The following is a 14713-nucleotide window of genomic DNA, read 5'->3' as shown; positions in this document are numbered from 1 at the left end:
TTGACGGCCGGCCCCGCGTCGAGTCCCAAAGGGAGGGCCGCGCCTACTTGCCTCGTCTGACCCGACGAAGCTCGTCCAGCACCAGACAGATCGCTCCCAACGTGATGGCGCTGTCGGCCACGTTGAACGCCGGGAAGTGCCAGTTGCCGACGTAGAAGTCGAGAAAGTCGACCACGTACCCATGCATCATCCGGTCGATCACGTTGCCGATCGCGCCGCCGAGGATGGATGCCATGGCAAACGAAAACAGCTTCTGGCCGGCGTGCGTCTTGAGCATCCACAAAATGAAGACCGCTGCAGCGATGCCGATCACGGTGAACAGCCAGCGCTGCCAGCCAGAGTGGTCCGCCAAGAACGAAAACGCCGCACCTGTGTTGTGGGCCCGCACGATGTTGAAGAAGCCGGTGACGGGCGTGTGATCGCCCAGCCGGTAATAGCCCAGGATCAACGTCTTGGTGAACTGGTCGACGATCAGCACGATCGCTGCCCAGCCGAGCCAGGGCCACAGGCTGCCGCCGCGCGACAAGGTCATGGTGCGCGCCATGTCAGGCAACGCTCCGCACTTCGCCCGCACCGTGCAGGTTGCTGGTGCAACGGCCGCAGATGGTCGGGTAGGCCGCGTCGTGGCCGACATCGGCGCGGTAGTGCCAGCACCGCTCGCATTTGACTTCGCTCGATGCGACGACCACGGTCGACAGTGCGGTGCCAGACAGCAGCGCGACGTCCGACGCGATGAGGACGAACTTCAGGTCGTCACCGAGGGACTGCAGCAGTGCGTGATCTTCCGGCGGCGCCGTCAGTTGCAGCGTGGCTTGCAGCGACGAGCCGACCTTGCCTTCGGCCCGCACCGTTTCGATTTCCTTGTTGACGCCATCGCGGATCTCGCGGATGCGGCTCCACTTGGCGAGCAACGCGTTGTCAGCGGTGCCGAGGTCGGTGTACGTCTGCGTGAAGATCGATTCAGTGTGGCCCAGCACGCGCCACGCTTCTTCCGCGGTGAAGCTCAGGAACGGCGCCATCCAGCGCAGCATCGCCTGCGAGATGTGCCAAAGCGCGGTCTGCGCACTGCGGCGCGCCAGCGAGCCCGGCGCGGTCGTGTAGAGCCGGTCTTTCAGGATGTCGAGGTAGAAGCCGCCCAGGTCTTCCGAGCAGTAGATCTGTAGTTTGGCGACGACCGGATGGAATTCGTACACCTGATAGTGCGCGAGGATTTCGGCCTGGAATTGCGCTGCGCGGCTGAGCGCATAGCGGTCGATCTCCAGCATGCGGTCGAGCGGCACCGCATCCTTGGCGATGTCGAAGTCGCTGGTGTTAGCCAGCAGGAAGCGCAGCGTGTTGCGGATGCGCCGGTAGCCGTCGACCACGCGCGCGAGGATCTTGTCGTCGCCCGCGATGTCGCCTGAGTAGTCGCTTGCTGCCACCCACAGGCGGATGATTTCTGCGCCCAGCTTCTTGCTGACTTCCTGCGGGTCGAGCCCGTTGCCGAGCGACTTGCTCATCTTGCGGCCTTGCGCATCGATGGTGAAGCCGTGCGTCAGCAGCCCGCGGTAGGGCGCTCGGCCTTCGAGCGCGCAGGCGATCAGCAGCGATGAGTGGAACCAACCGCGGTGCTGGTCGTGGCCTTCGAGGTACAGGTCGGCTTCGGGGCCCGTTTCGTGAAAGCCCGGAGCGTGCGTGCCGCGCAGCACGTGCCAGAAGGTCGAGCCCGAGTCGAACCAAACCTCGAGGATGTCGGTGCTCTTGGTGTAGCTGGGTGCGTCGTCGGCACCGAGGATTTCTTCGGTCGTGACGCGGCTCCAGGCCTCGATGCCGCCGGCCTCGACGATGCTGGCCGCCTGGTCCAGGATCTCCATCGTGCGCGGGTGCAACTCGCCCGAATCCTTGTGCAGGAAGAACGGGATCGGCACACCCCAACTGCGCTGGCGCGAGATGCACCAGTCGGGCCGGTTGGCGATCATGTCGTGCAGGCGCGACTTGCCGTTCTCTGGGTAGAAGGTCGTCTGTTCGATGGCGTCGAGCGCGGTCTGGCGCAAGGTCTTGGGCGCCTTGTCCTTGGTGAACACGCCTTCGCCTTCGTCCATGCGGATGAACCATTGGGCCGCGGCCCTGTAGATGACCGGCGACTTGTGGCGCCAGCAATGCGGGTAGCTGTGCGTGATGGTCTCTGTCGTCATCAGGCGGCCGGCATCGCGCAGCGCAGCGATGACTTCGGGCACCGCCTTCCAGATGTTCTTGCCGCCGAACAACGGAAAGTCGGCCGCATAGCTGCCGTTGCCTTGTACCGGATTCAGGATGTCGTCGATCGTCAGCCCATGTGCGATGCAGGAGTTGAAGTCATCCACGCCATAGGCGGGCGAGGAGTGGACGAGGCCGGTGCCGTCGGTGGCGGTGGCGTAGTCGGCCAGGTACACCGGCGACAGGCGCTGGTAGCCTGCGTCGACGTCATAGAGCGGGTGCTCGAACTCCAGGCCACCGAGCGCCTCGCCCTTGACTGTGGCCAGTACTTTGCCATCGAGCGCGTAGCGCGTCATGCACATCTCGACCAACGAGTTGGCCAGGATCAAGAGACCGCGCTCGGTGTCCACCAGCGAATACTCGAGCTCGGGGTTCAGGTTGATCGCCTGATTCGCCGGGATGGTCCAGGCGGTGGTGGTCCAGATGACGGCGAACACATCGCCCAGCACGTCGGGCCGGCCGAAGGCTTCGAGCACCTTGGTGCGTTCGTGCGCTTTGAAGGCGACGTCAATGGTTTGCGACTTCTTGTCGGCGTATTCGATCTCGAACTCGGCCAGCGACGAGCCGCAGTCGAAGCACCAGTACACCGGCTTCAGGCCGCGGTAGACGAAGCCGCGCTCGATCACGCGCTTGAAGGCGCGCAGCTCGCCGGCCTCGTTGGCGAAGTCCATCGTCTTGTACGGATGCGTCCATTCGCCCAGCACGCCCAGGCGCTGGAAGTCAGTCATCTGCTGCGCGATCTGCTCGGTCGCGAAGGCGCGGCTTTTGGCCTGCATGTCGTCGCGGCTCAGGTTGCGGCCGTACTTCTTCTCGATCGCGTTCTCGATCGGCAGGCCGTGGCAGTCCCAGCCCGGCACATAGAGCGCGTCGAAACCTTCGAGCTGTCGCGCCTTGGTGATCATGTCCTTGAGGATCTTGTTGACGGCGTGGCCCATGTGGATCTGGCCGTTGGCGTAGGGAGGGCCGTCGTGCAGGATGAACTTGGGCGCGCCCATGCGAGCGTCGCGCAGGCGCTGGTAGCGGCCTTCGTCTTCCCATTCCTTGACCCAGCCCGGCTCGCGCTTGGCCATGTCGCCGCGCATCGGGAAGGGGGTGTCGGGCAGGTTGAGGGTGGCGCGGTAGTCGGTCGAGGAGGGGGTGTCGGACATGATTGGAGTACGGAACAGGGCTTCGACAGGCTCAGCCCGAACGGGTCAGCGTCGGAACGGAGGGGAAAGCCGTTCGCCCTGAGCTTGTCGAAGGGCGGCAGCACGAGCGTGCAAGGCTAAATTCGGTCGCGCGTGGTCTGGCGGTGGGTTTCCGCGTGGGTCTGCACAGGCATGGACACGAAGAACGCGCGCGCGTCCCGGCCATCCTTCGCGATGCCTGCAGTCAGGGCTTCGAGGCTGGTGTAGCGCAATTCGTCGTGCAGTTTTGAGAGCAGTTCCACGCGAACGATTTTACCGTAGGCACCTTCGATGCCGAGTTGCGAGGGCCACTCCAGGCAATGCGTTTCGAGCAGCACACGACCGGCGTTCACGTCGTTGGCATCGAGCGACGGCCGCACGCCGAGGTTGGCAACGCCCGGCAGCGGCTTGTCGCCGAGGCCGTGCACCAGCACCGCGAAGATGCCGCTGGCCGCCGGTTTCCAATGCTTGAACCGCAGGTTGAGCGTGCGAAAACCGTCGTCCTTGCCCGGCGCCGACGCACCCAGCGCCCGACCGAGCTTGCGGCCGTGCACCACATGGCCCGAGATGGCATAAGGTCGGCCAAGCAGCGTCTGTACCTCTTTCATGCGTCCGGCCTCTAGCGCCTCGCGCACGGCCGAACTCGACACCCGCAGGCCGTGCACTTCGTAGCTGTTCATGCGCGCCACGTCGAAGCCGTTCGCGTCACCGGCAGCGTCGAGCATCGCGTAGTCGCCGGCGCGCTTGGCACCGAAGCGGAAGTCGTCACCCACCAGCACGTAGCGGGCGCCGAGGCCGTCGACAAGTACGTCGCGCACGAATTCATCGGGGGTTTGCGAGGCGAGCCGATTGTCGAAAGGCAACACGATGGTCTGCGCCACACCTCCGGCAGCCAGCTCGGCCAGCTTGTCGCGAAGGGTGCCGATGCGGGCTGGCGCGAGCTCCGGTCGCTTCGCAAGCGCCGCGAAGTAATCGCGCGGATGCGGCTCGAAAGTCAGCACGCAACTCGGCAGGCCCCGCTGACGGGCCTCGGTGTTCAAGAGGGCGAGCATGGCCTGATGGCCACGATGGACGCCATCGAAATTGCCGATGGTCAGGGCGCAGGCTTTAGCCACACCCGGGTGCCGAAAACCGCGAAAAACCTGCATAGGCGTTGTCGAATTGATCTCTTTTTGATAGCAGCCCGCGCCCGTCAAATGGGCTCGCAGCAGCGATTTGTCACAAAGCCGGTATATTGTGACGCAGTGAGTCAATTGCCCTCTGCTCAGGGGCGCCTGCGACTCACCGTGTGCATCCGGTCTTTCCGTGGTTCTTCCCTTTTTTGAGGAGACGTGTGGTGAAGGTCTTGAAACTGTCGGCCCAAGGGCTGCCCCAGTCGTGGATATCGCTCGAACAGGCGGTAATTCACTACGCGGCGGACGAAGTTCGCTGGGAGGTGGGCGCGCAGGTGGCGGTGTATCGTGGCGGGCACAACGCTGTGACCGGGCTGCAGTCGCAGATCGCGATCAACAGCATCATCGGCACCAAGGGCGTGCCGCGCATCAATCCTTTTACACAGCGCCCCGGGCTGACCAACAGCAAGCTGTTTTCCCGTGACCGGGGCTTCTGCGCCTATTGCGGCGGCCACTTCCATGACGAAGAACTCACGCGCGAGCACATCATTCCGTTTGCGCAAAACGGCATCGATGTGTGGATGAATGTCGTCACGGCTTGCAAGCCCTGCAACCATCGCAAAAGCAGCCGCACGCCGGAGCAGGCGAACATGCCGCTGCTCTACGCGCCCTATGTGCCCAGCCTGTGGGAAGACTTCATCCTGCGCAATCGCCGCATCCTGGCGGACCAGATGGAGTTCTTGATGGCCCACCTGCCGCACAGCTCGCGGCTGCACGGCTAGCAGCGCCGCTCTTCAATTCCGCTGCGGCCTCCGGACGACGTCAGTACGTCAGTACGTCAGTTCGAGCAACGTGATGTTGCCTTGCGCCGCGGGCCAGGTCTGGCCTGCGACGCGCTCACCATTGAACTCGCCGGCGACAGAACGCGGCGCCTCGCTCGTCAGCTTGATCTTCGACGACGAAACACCCGAACCGCGCGGCGGAACGCCTGGCAGCGCAGCTTGCCCGTCGAAGCGCATGGTGTCGCGCTCGGCATCGAAGTAGCCGCGCGGGCGGGTGAATATCACGATGGCACTGGCATCGCGGTCAGCTGGTGCGATGCGTTCAGGCCGCAGGTTGATGACGCTGCTGCTGCGCGGGAAGGGGCTGCGGTAGGTGTGCGTCGTGGCATAGCCGGGGGCAGTGATCTCGAACTCGTACGCCATCGTCGGCCGGGCCGTGAACGGGCCCCAGCGCCCATCGGCGCCGATGGTCTTGCGATGCACGGGTTCGCCGGTGCGAGCACCCGTGCCGGCATCCGTTGCGTAGACCGTCAACTGTGCGCTGACGATCGGGAGGTTGTTGGTGAACTGTCCGCTCGCGGGATCGAGGCTTGAAAGCCCGAAGCCGGTGAGGCGCCCGTCGAGCACGACCGTGGACTCTGGTGTCACGGCGGTGGTCTTTGGTGCCTCGCCCACCAGAAACTGCCAGGTCGCGGCAAAGGCTGCCGGCGAGAACGACGTCTCGCGGTGATCGACACGCGGCAGCACGATGTTGGTCGCGCCCTTCAGCGCCGGCGCTTCGTAGCCGATGTTCGTCGGCTTGCCGGGCGCACCGATCCACACGCCATCGGGCTGCGCGAACTTGTCGTTGTTGTCGGAGCGCAGCGTAAGCCAACGGACGCCGGGCGTGACCTCTTCGCCGCTCGGTCCCTTGGGCATGTTCAGTTGCTGAATGAGGGCCGAGCGCGCTGAAAATTCACTGCGCTCGTTGAAGCCCGGCACGTTCCAGATGCCGTGGGCGGGGTTTCCGCCCAGCACCACGGCGCTGACCTTGCCAGCGCCGCCGTAGTTTTGTACGTAGTTGCGGATCGTGTTGCCGCCACGCGAGTTGCCAAGCAGCACGACCTTGCTGGCGCCCGTCGCTTTCAGCACTTTGTCGACTTCGGTTTGCAGGAAGGCTGCGGACTCCGCCGTCGAAGTGCGGCCCGCTTGGGCGATGGTGTCGTCGTCCCGCGCCAGCGGCATCGGCTGGTCGACGGCGAACAGTCGATCACGTGGCCAGCCGTTCGACTCGAAGCGCCAGATCGTCGTTTGCCAAAGCGCTGCTGAATCGCCATTGCCGTGCATGAACACGATCGGCGGGCGCTCGGTCGTAGACGGGGAAGGCGCGGTGGCGCAGGCGGTGAGCATGGTGACGGCGACGGCCATGGCCAAACCCGCAATGAGGACTGTGCGACGTGTGTGCGTGGGCATTGCAAGCTTCGTTTCAAGTAAAAAAACGCCCGCCGACGAGTGCGGGCGGGCGTGTGGTGCGCTGGATGCGAGGGCGCTGGTCGGCAGGTGGCGAAAGAAGTCGCGCGTTCAGGCGAAGACGCCCGCCGTGTCCTGCATGCGCGTGGACACTTCTCCCAGGTGATGCAGGGTGTCACCGAACGTCATTTCGAGCTGCGTGAGCTTGCGAAAGTAATGGCTCGCGATGTATTCGTCGGTCACGCCGATGCCGCCGTGCAACTGCACCGAGTTCGCCGCGACGTAGCGCATTGATGTGCCGAGTTGGTACTTGGCCCGTGCCATTGCCTGGCGGCGTTCCTCTGCCGGCGCATTGAGCTTGAGCGATGCGTAGTAGCTCATCGAGCGCGCGAGTTCGAGTTGCATCTTCATGTCGGCGATGCGATGGCGCAGCGCCTGGAAGGTGGAGATCGTCACGCCGAATTGCTTGCGCTGGTTCATGTAGTCGACCGTCAACGCGACCGTCTTGTCCATGACGCCGACCGCTTCGGCACAGATCGCTGCGATGCCGATGTCGACAGCGTGCTCTAGGGCCGTCAGTCCGTCGACCGTGACCAAAGTTGCCGCTGCCTTGTCGAACACGACTTCAGCGGCGCGGTCGCCAGCCTGCGTGCCGTAGCCGCGTGCTTCGACACCGCTGGCGCTGCGCTCGACCAAAAAGAGTGCGATCTTTCCGTCTAGCTGGGCCGGCACTAGGAAAGCATCGGCTTCATCGCCGGCAGCCACCAGGCTCTTGGTGCCGTTGACCGTGTAGCCGTCGCCCGACTTGGCGGCTTTGGCTTCGCACACATCGAGCCGGTAGCGTGCCTTGCGCTCCTGGTACGCGAGCACGACGATGGCCTGACCGCCAGCGATGCGTGGCAGCCAGTTGTCCTTGACGTCGGCGCTGGCGTAGCCGCCCAGCACCCCACCCGCGATCAGCGTCTGTGCAAAAGGCTCCAGCACGATGCCGCGGCCGAGTTCTTCCATGACCACCATGCCTGCAACGGGGCCCATGCCGAGCCCGCCGTCGTCTTCGCTGATGTAGAGACCGCCAAGACCGAGCTCGGCGATTTCATCCCACGCTTCGCGCGAGAAGCCACCGGCCGCTTCGATCTTACGGCGGCGTTCGAAATCATAACCTTTGTCGACCCACTTGCGAACGGCGTCGCGAAGTTGTTCCTGGTCGTCGGTGAAGTTGAAATCCATTTTTAATTCCTAGCGAAGCTCTTGCTGGAGCCCCCTCGTGGAGGGGGAGTGGGGAGCAGTCCTGTCGCGCTCGCGCGGACGGTTCCAAGGCGTTAGCCGAGAACCGTCTGCGCGACGATGTTGCGTTGCACTTCGTTCGAGCCACCGTAGATGGTGGTCTTGCGCATGTTGAAGAAGGTCGACGTGAGCGGCGCCAGTGCAGGGTTGCCACCGGGAAAGTTGCCTTGGTAGCCAGCTTCCATGGCCTCGCGGATAAGCGGCAACGAATAAGCGCCGCCCGCCAGCATCATCAGTTCCGTGTAGCGCTGCTGAATTTCGCTGCCGCGAATCTTCAGCAGACCGGCGACGTCTAGCGAGTTCTTGCCCGACGTGGCGGCCGACAGAACGCGCAGGACCATCATCTCGAGGGCGACCAGGTCGACTTCGAGCTTGGCAATCTCGTCGCGGAAGCGCAAAGCGTAAGCATCGCCCGCCGCGTCCCAAACACCTTCGCTCTTCGCGATGCGCTTGAGGCGTTCGAGTTCGCGCTTGGCGCGGTTCACGTCGGCGATGTTGGTGCGCTCGTGGCTGAGCAAATGCTTGGCGTAGGTCCAGCCTTTGTTCTCTTCGCCGACCAAGTTCTCGGCCGGCACTTCGACGTTGTCGAAGAACACTTCGTTGACTTCATGGCCGCCGTCAAGCAGCTTGATCGGCCGCACCGTCACGCCTTTCGACTTCATGTCGAGCAGCAGGAAGCTGATGCCGGTTTGCGGCTTGCCCTCATTGCTGGTGCGCACGAGGTTGAACATCCAGTCGCCATACTGGCCGAGCGTGGTCCAGGTCTTTTGGCCGTTGACGATGTACTTGTCGCCTTGGCGTTCGGCCTTGGTCTTGACCGAGGCGAGGTCGGAACCCGAACCCGGCTCGCTGTAGCCCTGGCTCCACCAGACTTCACCGCTGGCGATGCCAGGCAGAAAGCGCTTCTGCTGTTCGGCATTGCCGAAAGCCATGATCACCGGCGCGACCATCACAGGTCCGAACGGAATGATGCGCGGCGCGCCAGCCAGGGCGGTTTCTTCCTCGAAAAGATGGCGCTGGATGGCTGTCCAACCCGGACCGCCGAATTCCTTTGGCCAGCCGTAACCGAGCCAGCCCTTGGAGCCCAAAATCTTGGCCCACCGCTGGAGATCTTCGCGCGTCAGCTCGAGCGCGTTGTGTACCTTGTGCGAAATCTCGGGGGGAAGGTTATCTTTGACCCAGGCGCGAATATCTTCGCGGAACTTTTGTTCTTCGGGCGTGAAGCTCAAATCCATGCATGCCTCGCTGTGTTGATCGGATCGCCGTTGCGGCTTAATCTCCGGAATTGCGGTTTTTAGCACGGTCGTGCGGTTTTCGGGTGTCCGCGCCGCGACAAAAAAGGCCGCAGCTGCGCGCACAGATAATTTGCGCCTCCATGAAGAACATCGTGATCCTGATTTCCGGCGGCGGCTCCAACATGGCGGCCATCGTGCGGGCTGCCGGGAGCGGTCGCTGGGCAGAGCGTTTCGGCGCTCGCATCGCGGCGGTCATCAGCAACCAGCCGACGGCGGGCGGCCTTTCTCTGGCAGCAGCGAACGGCATCGCTACGGCGGCCGTAGACCACAAAGCATTTGCGGTGCGCGATGAGTTCGACGCCGCACTGGCAACAGCCATCGACGTTCATGCGCCCGCGCTGGTCGTTTTGGCAGGATTCATGCGTATCTTGACTCCCGGTTTCGTGGCGCATTTCGAGGGGCGTCTGATCAACATCCACCCGTCGTTACTTCCGGCCTTTCCGGGGCTTCGCACCCACCAAAGAGCGATCGACGCGGGCTGCCAGGTGGCGGGCGTTACCGTGCACCATGTCACCACGGAGCTCGACCACGGCCCGATCCTCGCGCAGGCCGCGGTGCCGGTACTGCACGGCGATACGGTCGCCACTCTGGCCGAGCGGGTGCTCGCACAGGAGCATCGTCTTTATCCGCTGGCCATCGAGCGCTGGCTCGAAATCGAAGCAACTGCTAGTCCGGAATCCGCCTGAACCTCAGGCGTTCGACGCCATCGACCTGAACGGTTTCGCCAAACATCGCTGCGGGCCGTACCCATAGACCATGCTGGCCGTAAAGCGCGCGATAAAGCGTCATCGGCTCCAGGGTTTCGCTGTGGCGCACGGTGTCGATGACTTCGTATTCGCCGCCTTTGTAGTGGCGGTAGCGGCCGGGGGGCGTCGCAATCAGGGGCGGGAGGTCGTCGTCGGTCATCGTCGGATTGTGGCGGCCGGAGTCTGGGCGCCGGCGCTGCGGAGGCAGGATGGGACAATCGACCCATGCATCCCCAAGCCCTGTTGCAGGCGACCGCCGATCTGGTCGGCCTTGTTCTGAAATTCGATCATCCGGCCGACCAGGTCGTTTCCCGTTTTTTTCGTGATCACCGTGAGTTCGGGCCGCGCGAGCGCGGCACGCTGGCCGAGACCGTTTACACCGTGCTTCGGAAGAAGCTGTTGTTCGATCACTTGTCGCCTTCGGGCAGCGGTTCCAAGGAGCGTCGCATGGCGATTTTGGGGTTCTACGGACCCCGCGACTTCCTGAAAAGTGCACTCAACGACACCGAAAAGCGTTGGCTGGACAACTGCGACGCCGTCAGCCAGGACGATCTCCTCGAGCGCCATCGCCACAATTTGCCCGAATGGATGGTCGGTCCGCTAAAGGCGCAATTGGGCGACGATTTTTGGCGGTTGGCCGAAAGCTTGCAGCAGCCGGCGCCGCTCGATCTGCGGGTCAATGTGCTGATCGCCAAGCGGCCCGAAGTCAAAGCGGAACTGAAGAAGGCAGGCATCGCCGCCGTAGAAACGCCATTCTCGCCTTGGGGTTTGCGCATCGACGGCAAGCCGGCGCTCAACAAGCTCGACGCCTTTGTGCGCGGCGCGGTCGAGGTACAGGACGAAGGCTCGCAATTGCTGGCGTTGCTGCTCGACGCCAAGCGCGGCGAAATGGTGGTCGATTTTTGCGCTGGCGCGGGCGGCAAGACGCTCGCGATCGGTGCCACGATGCGCAACACCGGTCGGCTGTATGCCTTCGACACGTCGGCGCACCGGCTCGACGCTCTGAAGCCACGGCTCGCGCGCAGCCAGTTGTCCAACGTCCATCCTGCCGCTATCGCGCACGAGCGCGACGACCGCGTGAAGCGACTGGCCGGGAAGATCGATCGCGTGCTGGTCGACGCGCCCTGTTCGGGACTCGGCACCCTTCGCCGCAATCCCGATCTGAAGTGGCGCCAGTCGCCCCAGTCGGTGGCTGAAATGACTGCGAAGCAAGCTGCCATCCTGCAAAGTGCGGCACGGCTGGTGAAGTCCGGCGGCAGGCTTGTCTATGCGACGTGCAGCCTGCTGCCGGAAGAAAACGAGGCCATTGCGGAGGCTTTCAGCGCGGCCAACCCGGATTTCGCGCCGATGGACGTGGCAGAGGTGCTGGAGGGGCTGAAAGTCGAGGGCGCAAAGAAATTGTGTGCAGGCGGCGAGGCCGATACCCGCTATTTGCGGCTTTGGCCACACAAGCACGCGACCGATGGTTTCTTTGCAGCCGTGTGGAACCGCAAATAGGCCCGACGCTCCAAAGAGGTAGATACCCTTGCGATTTATCAAGGATATAGGGCCTCAAAATGGCCTCGGCCCCTTAAAATTGGACCATATCTTAAGGCTGCACCTTCGTGTGGCCATGGAGTACCTGACTCAATGTTGCTTTCTGACTCTGCCGTTCTGAACGCGGCCATCGAATGGCTCGGACACGGCTTGTGGAATCTTACGTGGTGGGAAGTCGTGTTGTACACGCTCGTCACCACGCACATTACTATCGCGGCCGTCACTATCTTCCTGCACCGGACGCAAACGCACCGTGCCATGGACCTTGGCCCGATCCCGTCGCATTTTTTCCGCTTTTGGCTCTGGCTCGGCACCGGCATGGTGACCAAGGAATGGGTTGCCATTCACCGGAAGCACCATGCGAAGTGCGAGACGGAAGAAGATCCGCACAGCCCGCAGGTCAAGGGCATCGACGAAGTGCTTTGGCGCGGCGCCGAGCTCTATCGCAAAGAATCCAAGAACATGGAAACGATGGAGCGTTACGGCCACGGCACGCCTGACGACTGGATCGAGCGCAATCTGTACACGCGCTTCAGCTGGCAAGGCGTGGGCTTGATGCTTGTCATCAATGTGGCGCTGTTCGGCATGTTGGGCCTGGCGGTTTGGGCCGTGCAGATGCTCTGGATTCCAATCACTGCTGCCGGCATCATCAATGGCATTGGCCACTACTGGGGCTACCGCAACTTCGAGGCGCCCGATGCGAGCCGCAACGTTTCGCCTTGGGGTCTGATCATTGGCGGCGAAGAACTGCACAACAACCACCACACCTACCCGACGTCGGCCAAGTTCTCTGTCAAAAAGTACGAGTTCGATATCGGCTGGGTCTACATCCAGATGATGCAAGCCATCGGCTGGGCCAAGGTCAAGAAGGTTCCGCCAAAGATGCTCATGGGCGACATCCAGCCCGTGGCCAACGAGAAGACGCTCGAGGCCGTCATCGCCAATCGCTATGAAGTGATGGCCGGTTATGCCCGGGGAATGCGTCAAACGACGCGTGACGAACTGGCCTTGCTTAAGGCCAAGGGCGCCGATCTGTCGGTTCTGAAGGCGGCCAACCGCTGGCTGCATCGCGACGACGACAAGGTGCCGGCATCGGCCCGTCCGCACTTGGTGCAGGCCCGCGCCGCGCACCCGGTGCTGGACAAGATGGTGACGATGCGTGAGGAACTGCGTCAGCTGTGGCTCAATACATCGCACTCGCGTGAACAGTTGGCCAGCGATCTGGCCGCTTGGTGTCACCGCGCGGAAGCCAGCGGCATCAGCGCGCTGCGTGAGTTCTCGGTGCGCTTGCGGGCTGCTCGTACATAGCCGTACAGATCACCTACTGGCTCGTCGCAATGCGATAGCGCGTGGGACGGGAATGAAAAGCCGGCTTTGTGCCGGCTTTTTTGTGTCTGTCACTTTGGTGCGTTGGCGCTCTTCATAGATCGCAGGCGACAAAAAACCCGCTGGATTGCAGCGGGTTTTTTAATGGAACCAGCCGAATTACTTCAGCTTGATTTCTTTGTATTCGACGTGCTTGCGCGCCTTGGGGTCAAACTTCATGATCGACATCTTTTCAGGCATCGTCTTCTTGTTCTTGCTGGTCGTATAGAAATGGCCGGTACCCGCAGTGGATTCCAGCTTGATCTTTTCGCGTCCGCCTTTGCTCGTTGCCATGATTTAGCTCCTTAAGCTTGGCCGCGTGCGCGCAGATCTGCGAGCACGGCGTCGATGCCGTTTTTGTCGATCAGGCGCAAAGCAGCGCTTGAAACACGCAGGCGAATCCAGCGGTTTTCTGTCTCGACCCAGAAACGACGGTATTGCAGGTTCGGCAAGAACCGGCGCTTGGTTTTGTTGTTGGCGTGGGAAACATTGTTTCCGACCATCGGGCCCTTACCCGTGACTTGACATACGCGTGCCATGTGGACGCTCCTTCATGAACAGCTGGCACCGGTTGCAGCGAATCGAAATCCGTTGGGGGTGGTTTGCAGCTTGACCTCGCCAGAAACGGGTGGCGGTACCCCGGCTTGCCGGAGTGCAAAAATGCATCCGAATTCAGCAAAGCTTGCGATTATAGCGTGCCGTCTTGTTCGAGGAAGCGCTGTGCGTCGAGCGCTGCCATGCAGCCCGTGCCTGCGCTGGTGATGGCTTGACGGTAGATGCTGTCTTGCACATCGCCTGCGGCAAAGACGCCCGGCACGCTCGTCATGGTCGCAAAGCCCTGCAGCCCCGAGCGCGTCACGATGTAGCCGCCGTTCATCTCGACCTGGCCTTCAAAGATGTCGGTGTTGGGGTGATGACCGATCGCGATGAAGCAGCCCTGCAGCTTGATGTCTTCGGTCGAGCCTGTTTGCGCATTTTTGAGTCGAACGCCCGTCACGCCCGAGTCGTCGCCCAGCACTTCGTCGAGCGTGTTGTGGACCTTGAGTACGATCTTGCCTTCACGCTCTTTCTCGTAGAGCTTGTCGATCAAGATGGGCTCCGCCTTGAACTTGTCGCGTCGGTGCACGAGAGTGACCTTGCTGGCGATATTCGACAGATAGAGTGCCTCTTCAACCGCCGTGTTGCCGCCGCCAATGACGCAAACTTCCTGGTTCTTGTAAAAGAAGCCGTCGCAAGTTGCGCATCCGGACACGCCGCGTCCCATGAACTTCTGTTCCGAGTCGAGGCCCAGATACTTTGCCGAAGCACCGGTGGCGATTACGAGGGCGTCGCAGGTGTAGGTTGCGCTGTCGCCGGAGAGAGTGAAAGGTCGCTTGCTCAAGTCGACCTTATTGATGTGATCGAACACGATTTGCGTCTTGAACCGCTCTGCGTGCTCCAGGAAACGCTGCATCAGTTCGGGGCCTTGAACGCCGTGAACGTCGGCCGGCCAATTGTCGACTTCGGTCGTGGTCATGAGCTGTCCGCCCTGAGCCATGCCGGTGATGAGGAGCGGTTGCAGGTTGGCGCGTGCCGCATAAACGGCGGCGGTGTAGCCAGCCGGGCCGGAGCCCAGGATCAGGACCTTGGCGTGTTGTGGGGATGAGGACATGGATAGAAAACCTAAGATTTGCGCTGCGTCAGCGTGTACATTTTCAGGGTGATAGGTATGAAGTATCACCGCCCGGTTCAATACCGGGCGCG

14 protein-coding genes are annotated in these 14713 nt (G+C 62.5%); 4 read left to right on the top strand and 10 right to left on the bottom strand.

Translation table 11 applies throughout. The features are described 5' to 3' along the window. Positions 1-43: 43 nt before the first annotated feature. The 3 genes from lspA to H7F36_RS00475 form a co-directional block, all read right to left on the bottom strand. On the bottom strand, positions 44-532 hold the full coding sequence (lspA, locus tag H7F36_RS00485) for a signal peptidase II (RefSeq protein ID WP_410003055.1): 489 nt from the start codon (positions 530-532) through the stop codon (positions 44-46). Positions 533-545: 13 nt separating this feature from the next. Next, entirely contained in the window at positions 546-3383 is a 2838-nt protein-coding gene (gene ileS / locus H7F36_RS00480) for an isoleucine--tRNA ligase (protein ID WP_187052841.1), read from the bottom strand. Positions 3384-3499: 116 nt separating this feature from the next. Further along, positions 3500-4549 carry a bifunctional riboflavin kinase/FAD synthetase gene (locus H7F36_RS00475; protein WP_187054729.1) on the bottom strand — a complete coding sequence of 350 codons (1050 nt, stop codon included), beginning with the start codon at positions 4547-4549 and terminating at the stop codon, positions 3500-3502. Between the two features lie 188 nt (positions 4550-4737). Between H7F36_RS00475 and H7F36_RS00470 the strand changes: the two genes are divergently transcribed. Continuing rightward, entirely contained in the window at positions 4738-5295 is a 558-nt protein-coding gene (locus H7F36_RS00470; RefSeq protein WP_187052840.1) for an HNH endonuclease, read from the top strand. 48 nt (positions 5296-5343) lie between these two features. On the opposite strand, the gene H7F36_RS00465 is transcribed toward H7F36_RS00470, so the two are convergent. The 3 genes from H7F36_RS00465 to H7F36_RS00455 form a co-directional block, all read right to left on the bottom strand. After that, on the bottom strand, positions 5344-6747 hold the full coding sequence (locus tag H7F36_RS00465; RefSeq protein WP_187052839.1) for an alpha/beta fold hydrolase: 1404 nt from the start codon (positions 6745-6747) through the stop codon (positions 5344-5346). Positions 6748-6855: 108 nt separating this feature from the next. Beyond that, positions 6856-7971, bottom strand: a complete 1116-nt coding sequence (locus tag H7F36_RS00460) for an acyl-CoA dehydrogenase family protein (RefSeq protein WP_187052838.1) — start codon at positions 7969-7971, stop codon at positions 6856-6858. A gap of 92 nt (positions 7972-8063) precedes the next feature. After that, positions 8064-9263, bottom strand: coding sequence for an acyl-CoA dehydrogenase family protein (locus H7F36_RS00455; RefSeq protein ID WP_187052837.1), 1200 nt, complete (start codon positions 9261-9263; stop codon positions 8064-8066). Positions 9264-9403: 140 nt separating this feature from the next. Here H7F36_RS00455 and purN point away from each other — a divergent pair, with 140 nt between their 5' ends. Continuing rightward, the gene (purN, locus tag H7F36_RS00450) at positions 9404-10009 is read left to right on the top strand and encodes a phosphoribosylglycinamide formyltransferase (protein WP_187052836.1); all 606 of its coding nucleotides are present in this window, start codon (positions 9404-9406) and stop codon (positions 10007-10009) included. Here purN and H7F36_RS00445 read toward each other — a convergent pair. Then, the gene (locus H7F36_RS00445; protein ID WP_187052835.1) at positions 9990-10229 is read right to left on the bottom strand and encodes a DUF1653 domain-containing protein; all 240 of its coding nucleotides are present in this window, start codon (positions 10227-10229) and stop codon (positions 9990-9992) included. The genes purN and H7F36_RS00445 overlap by 20 nt on opposite strands. Before the next feature lie 65 nt (positions 10230-10294). Here H7F36_RS00445 and H7F36_RS00440 point away from each other — a divergent pair, with 65 nt between their 5' ends. Both H7F36_RS00440 and H7F36_RS00435 read left to right on the top strand, forming a co-directional pair. Further along, positions 10295-11566: an RsmB/NOP family class I SAM-dependent RNA methyltransferase gene (locus tag H7F36_RS00440; RefSeq protein WP_187052834.1), complete on the top strand. Its 1272-nt coding sequence runs from the start codon at positions 10295-10297 to the stop codon at positions 11564-11566. Between the two features lie 132 nt (positions 11567-11698). After that, the gene (locus H7F36_RS00435) at positions 11699-12913 is read left to right on the top strand and encodes a fatty acid desaturase (RefSeq protein ID WP_187052833.1); all 1215 of its coding nucleotides are present in this window, start codon (positions 11699-11701) and stop codon (positions 12911-12913) included. 177 nt (positions 12914-13090) lie between these two features. Here H7F36_RS00435 and rpmG read toward each other — a convergent pair whose 3' ends face one another. The 3 genes from rpmG to trxB form a co-directional block, all read right to left on the bottom strand. Continuing rightward, positions 13091-13264 carry a 50S ribosomal protein L33 gene (gene rpmG / locus H7F36_RS00430; protein WP_007830291.1) on the bottom strand — a complete coding sequence of 58 codons (174 nt, stop codon included), beginning with the start codon at positions 13262-13264 and terminating at the stop codon, positions 13091-13093. A gap of 11 nt (positions 13265-13275) precedes the next feature. Then, positions 13276-13509, bottom strand: coding sequence for a 50S ribosomal protein L28 (rpmB, locus tag H7F36_RS00425; RefSeq protein WP_187052832.1), 234 nt, complete (start codon positions 13507-13509; stop codon positions 13276-13278). Between the two features lie 149 nt (positions 13510-13658). Next, positions 13659-14621 (bottom strand): thioredoxin-disulfide reductase, encoded by a 963-nt coding sequence (gene trxB / locus H7F36_RS00420; protein ID WP_187052831.1) that lies wholly within the window; start codon positions 14619-14621, stop codon positions 13659-13661. Positions 14622-14713 lie beyond the last annotated feature (92 nt).

It is taken from the genome of Variovorax sp. PAMC28562, from assembly GCF_014303735.1.
GTDB lineage: Bacteria > Pseudomonadota > Gammaproteobacteria > Burkholderiales > Burkholderiaceae_C > Variovorax.
Note: the sequence above shows the minus strand (reverse complement) of the source record. Positions and strands in the feature narration are given on the sequence as shown.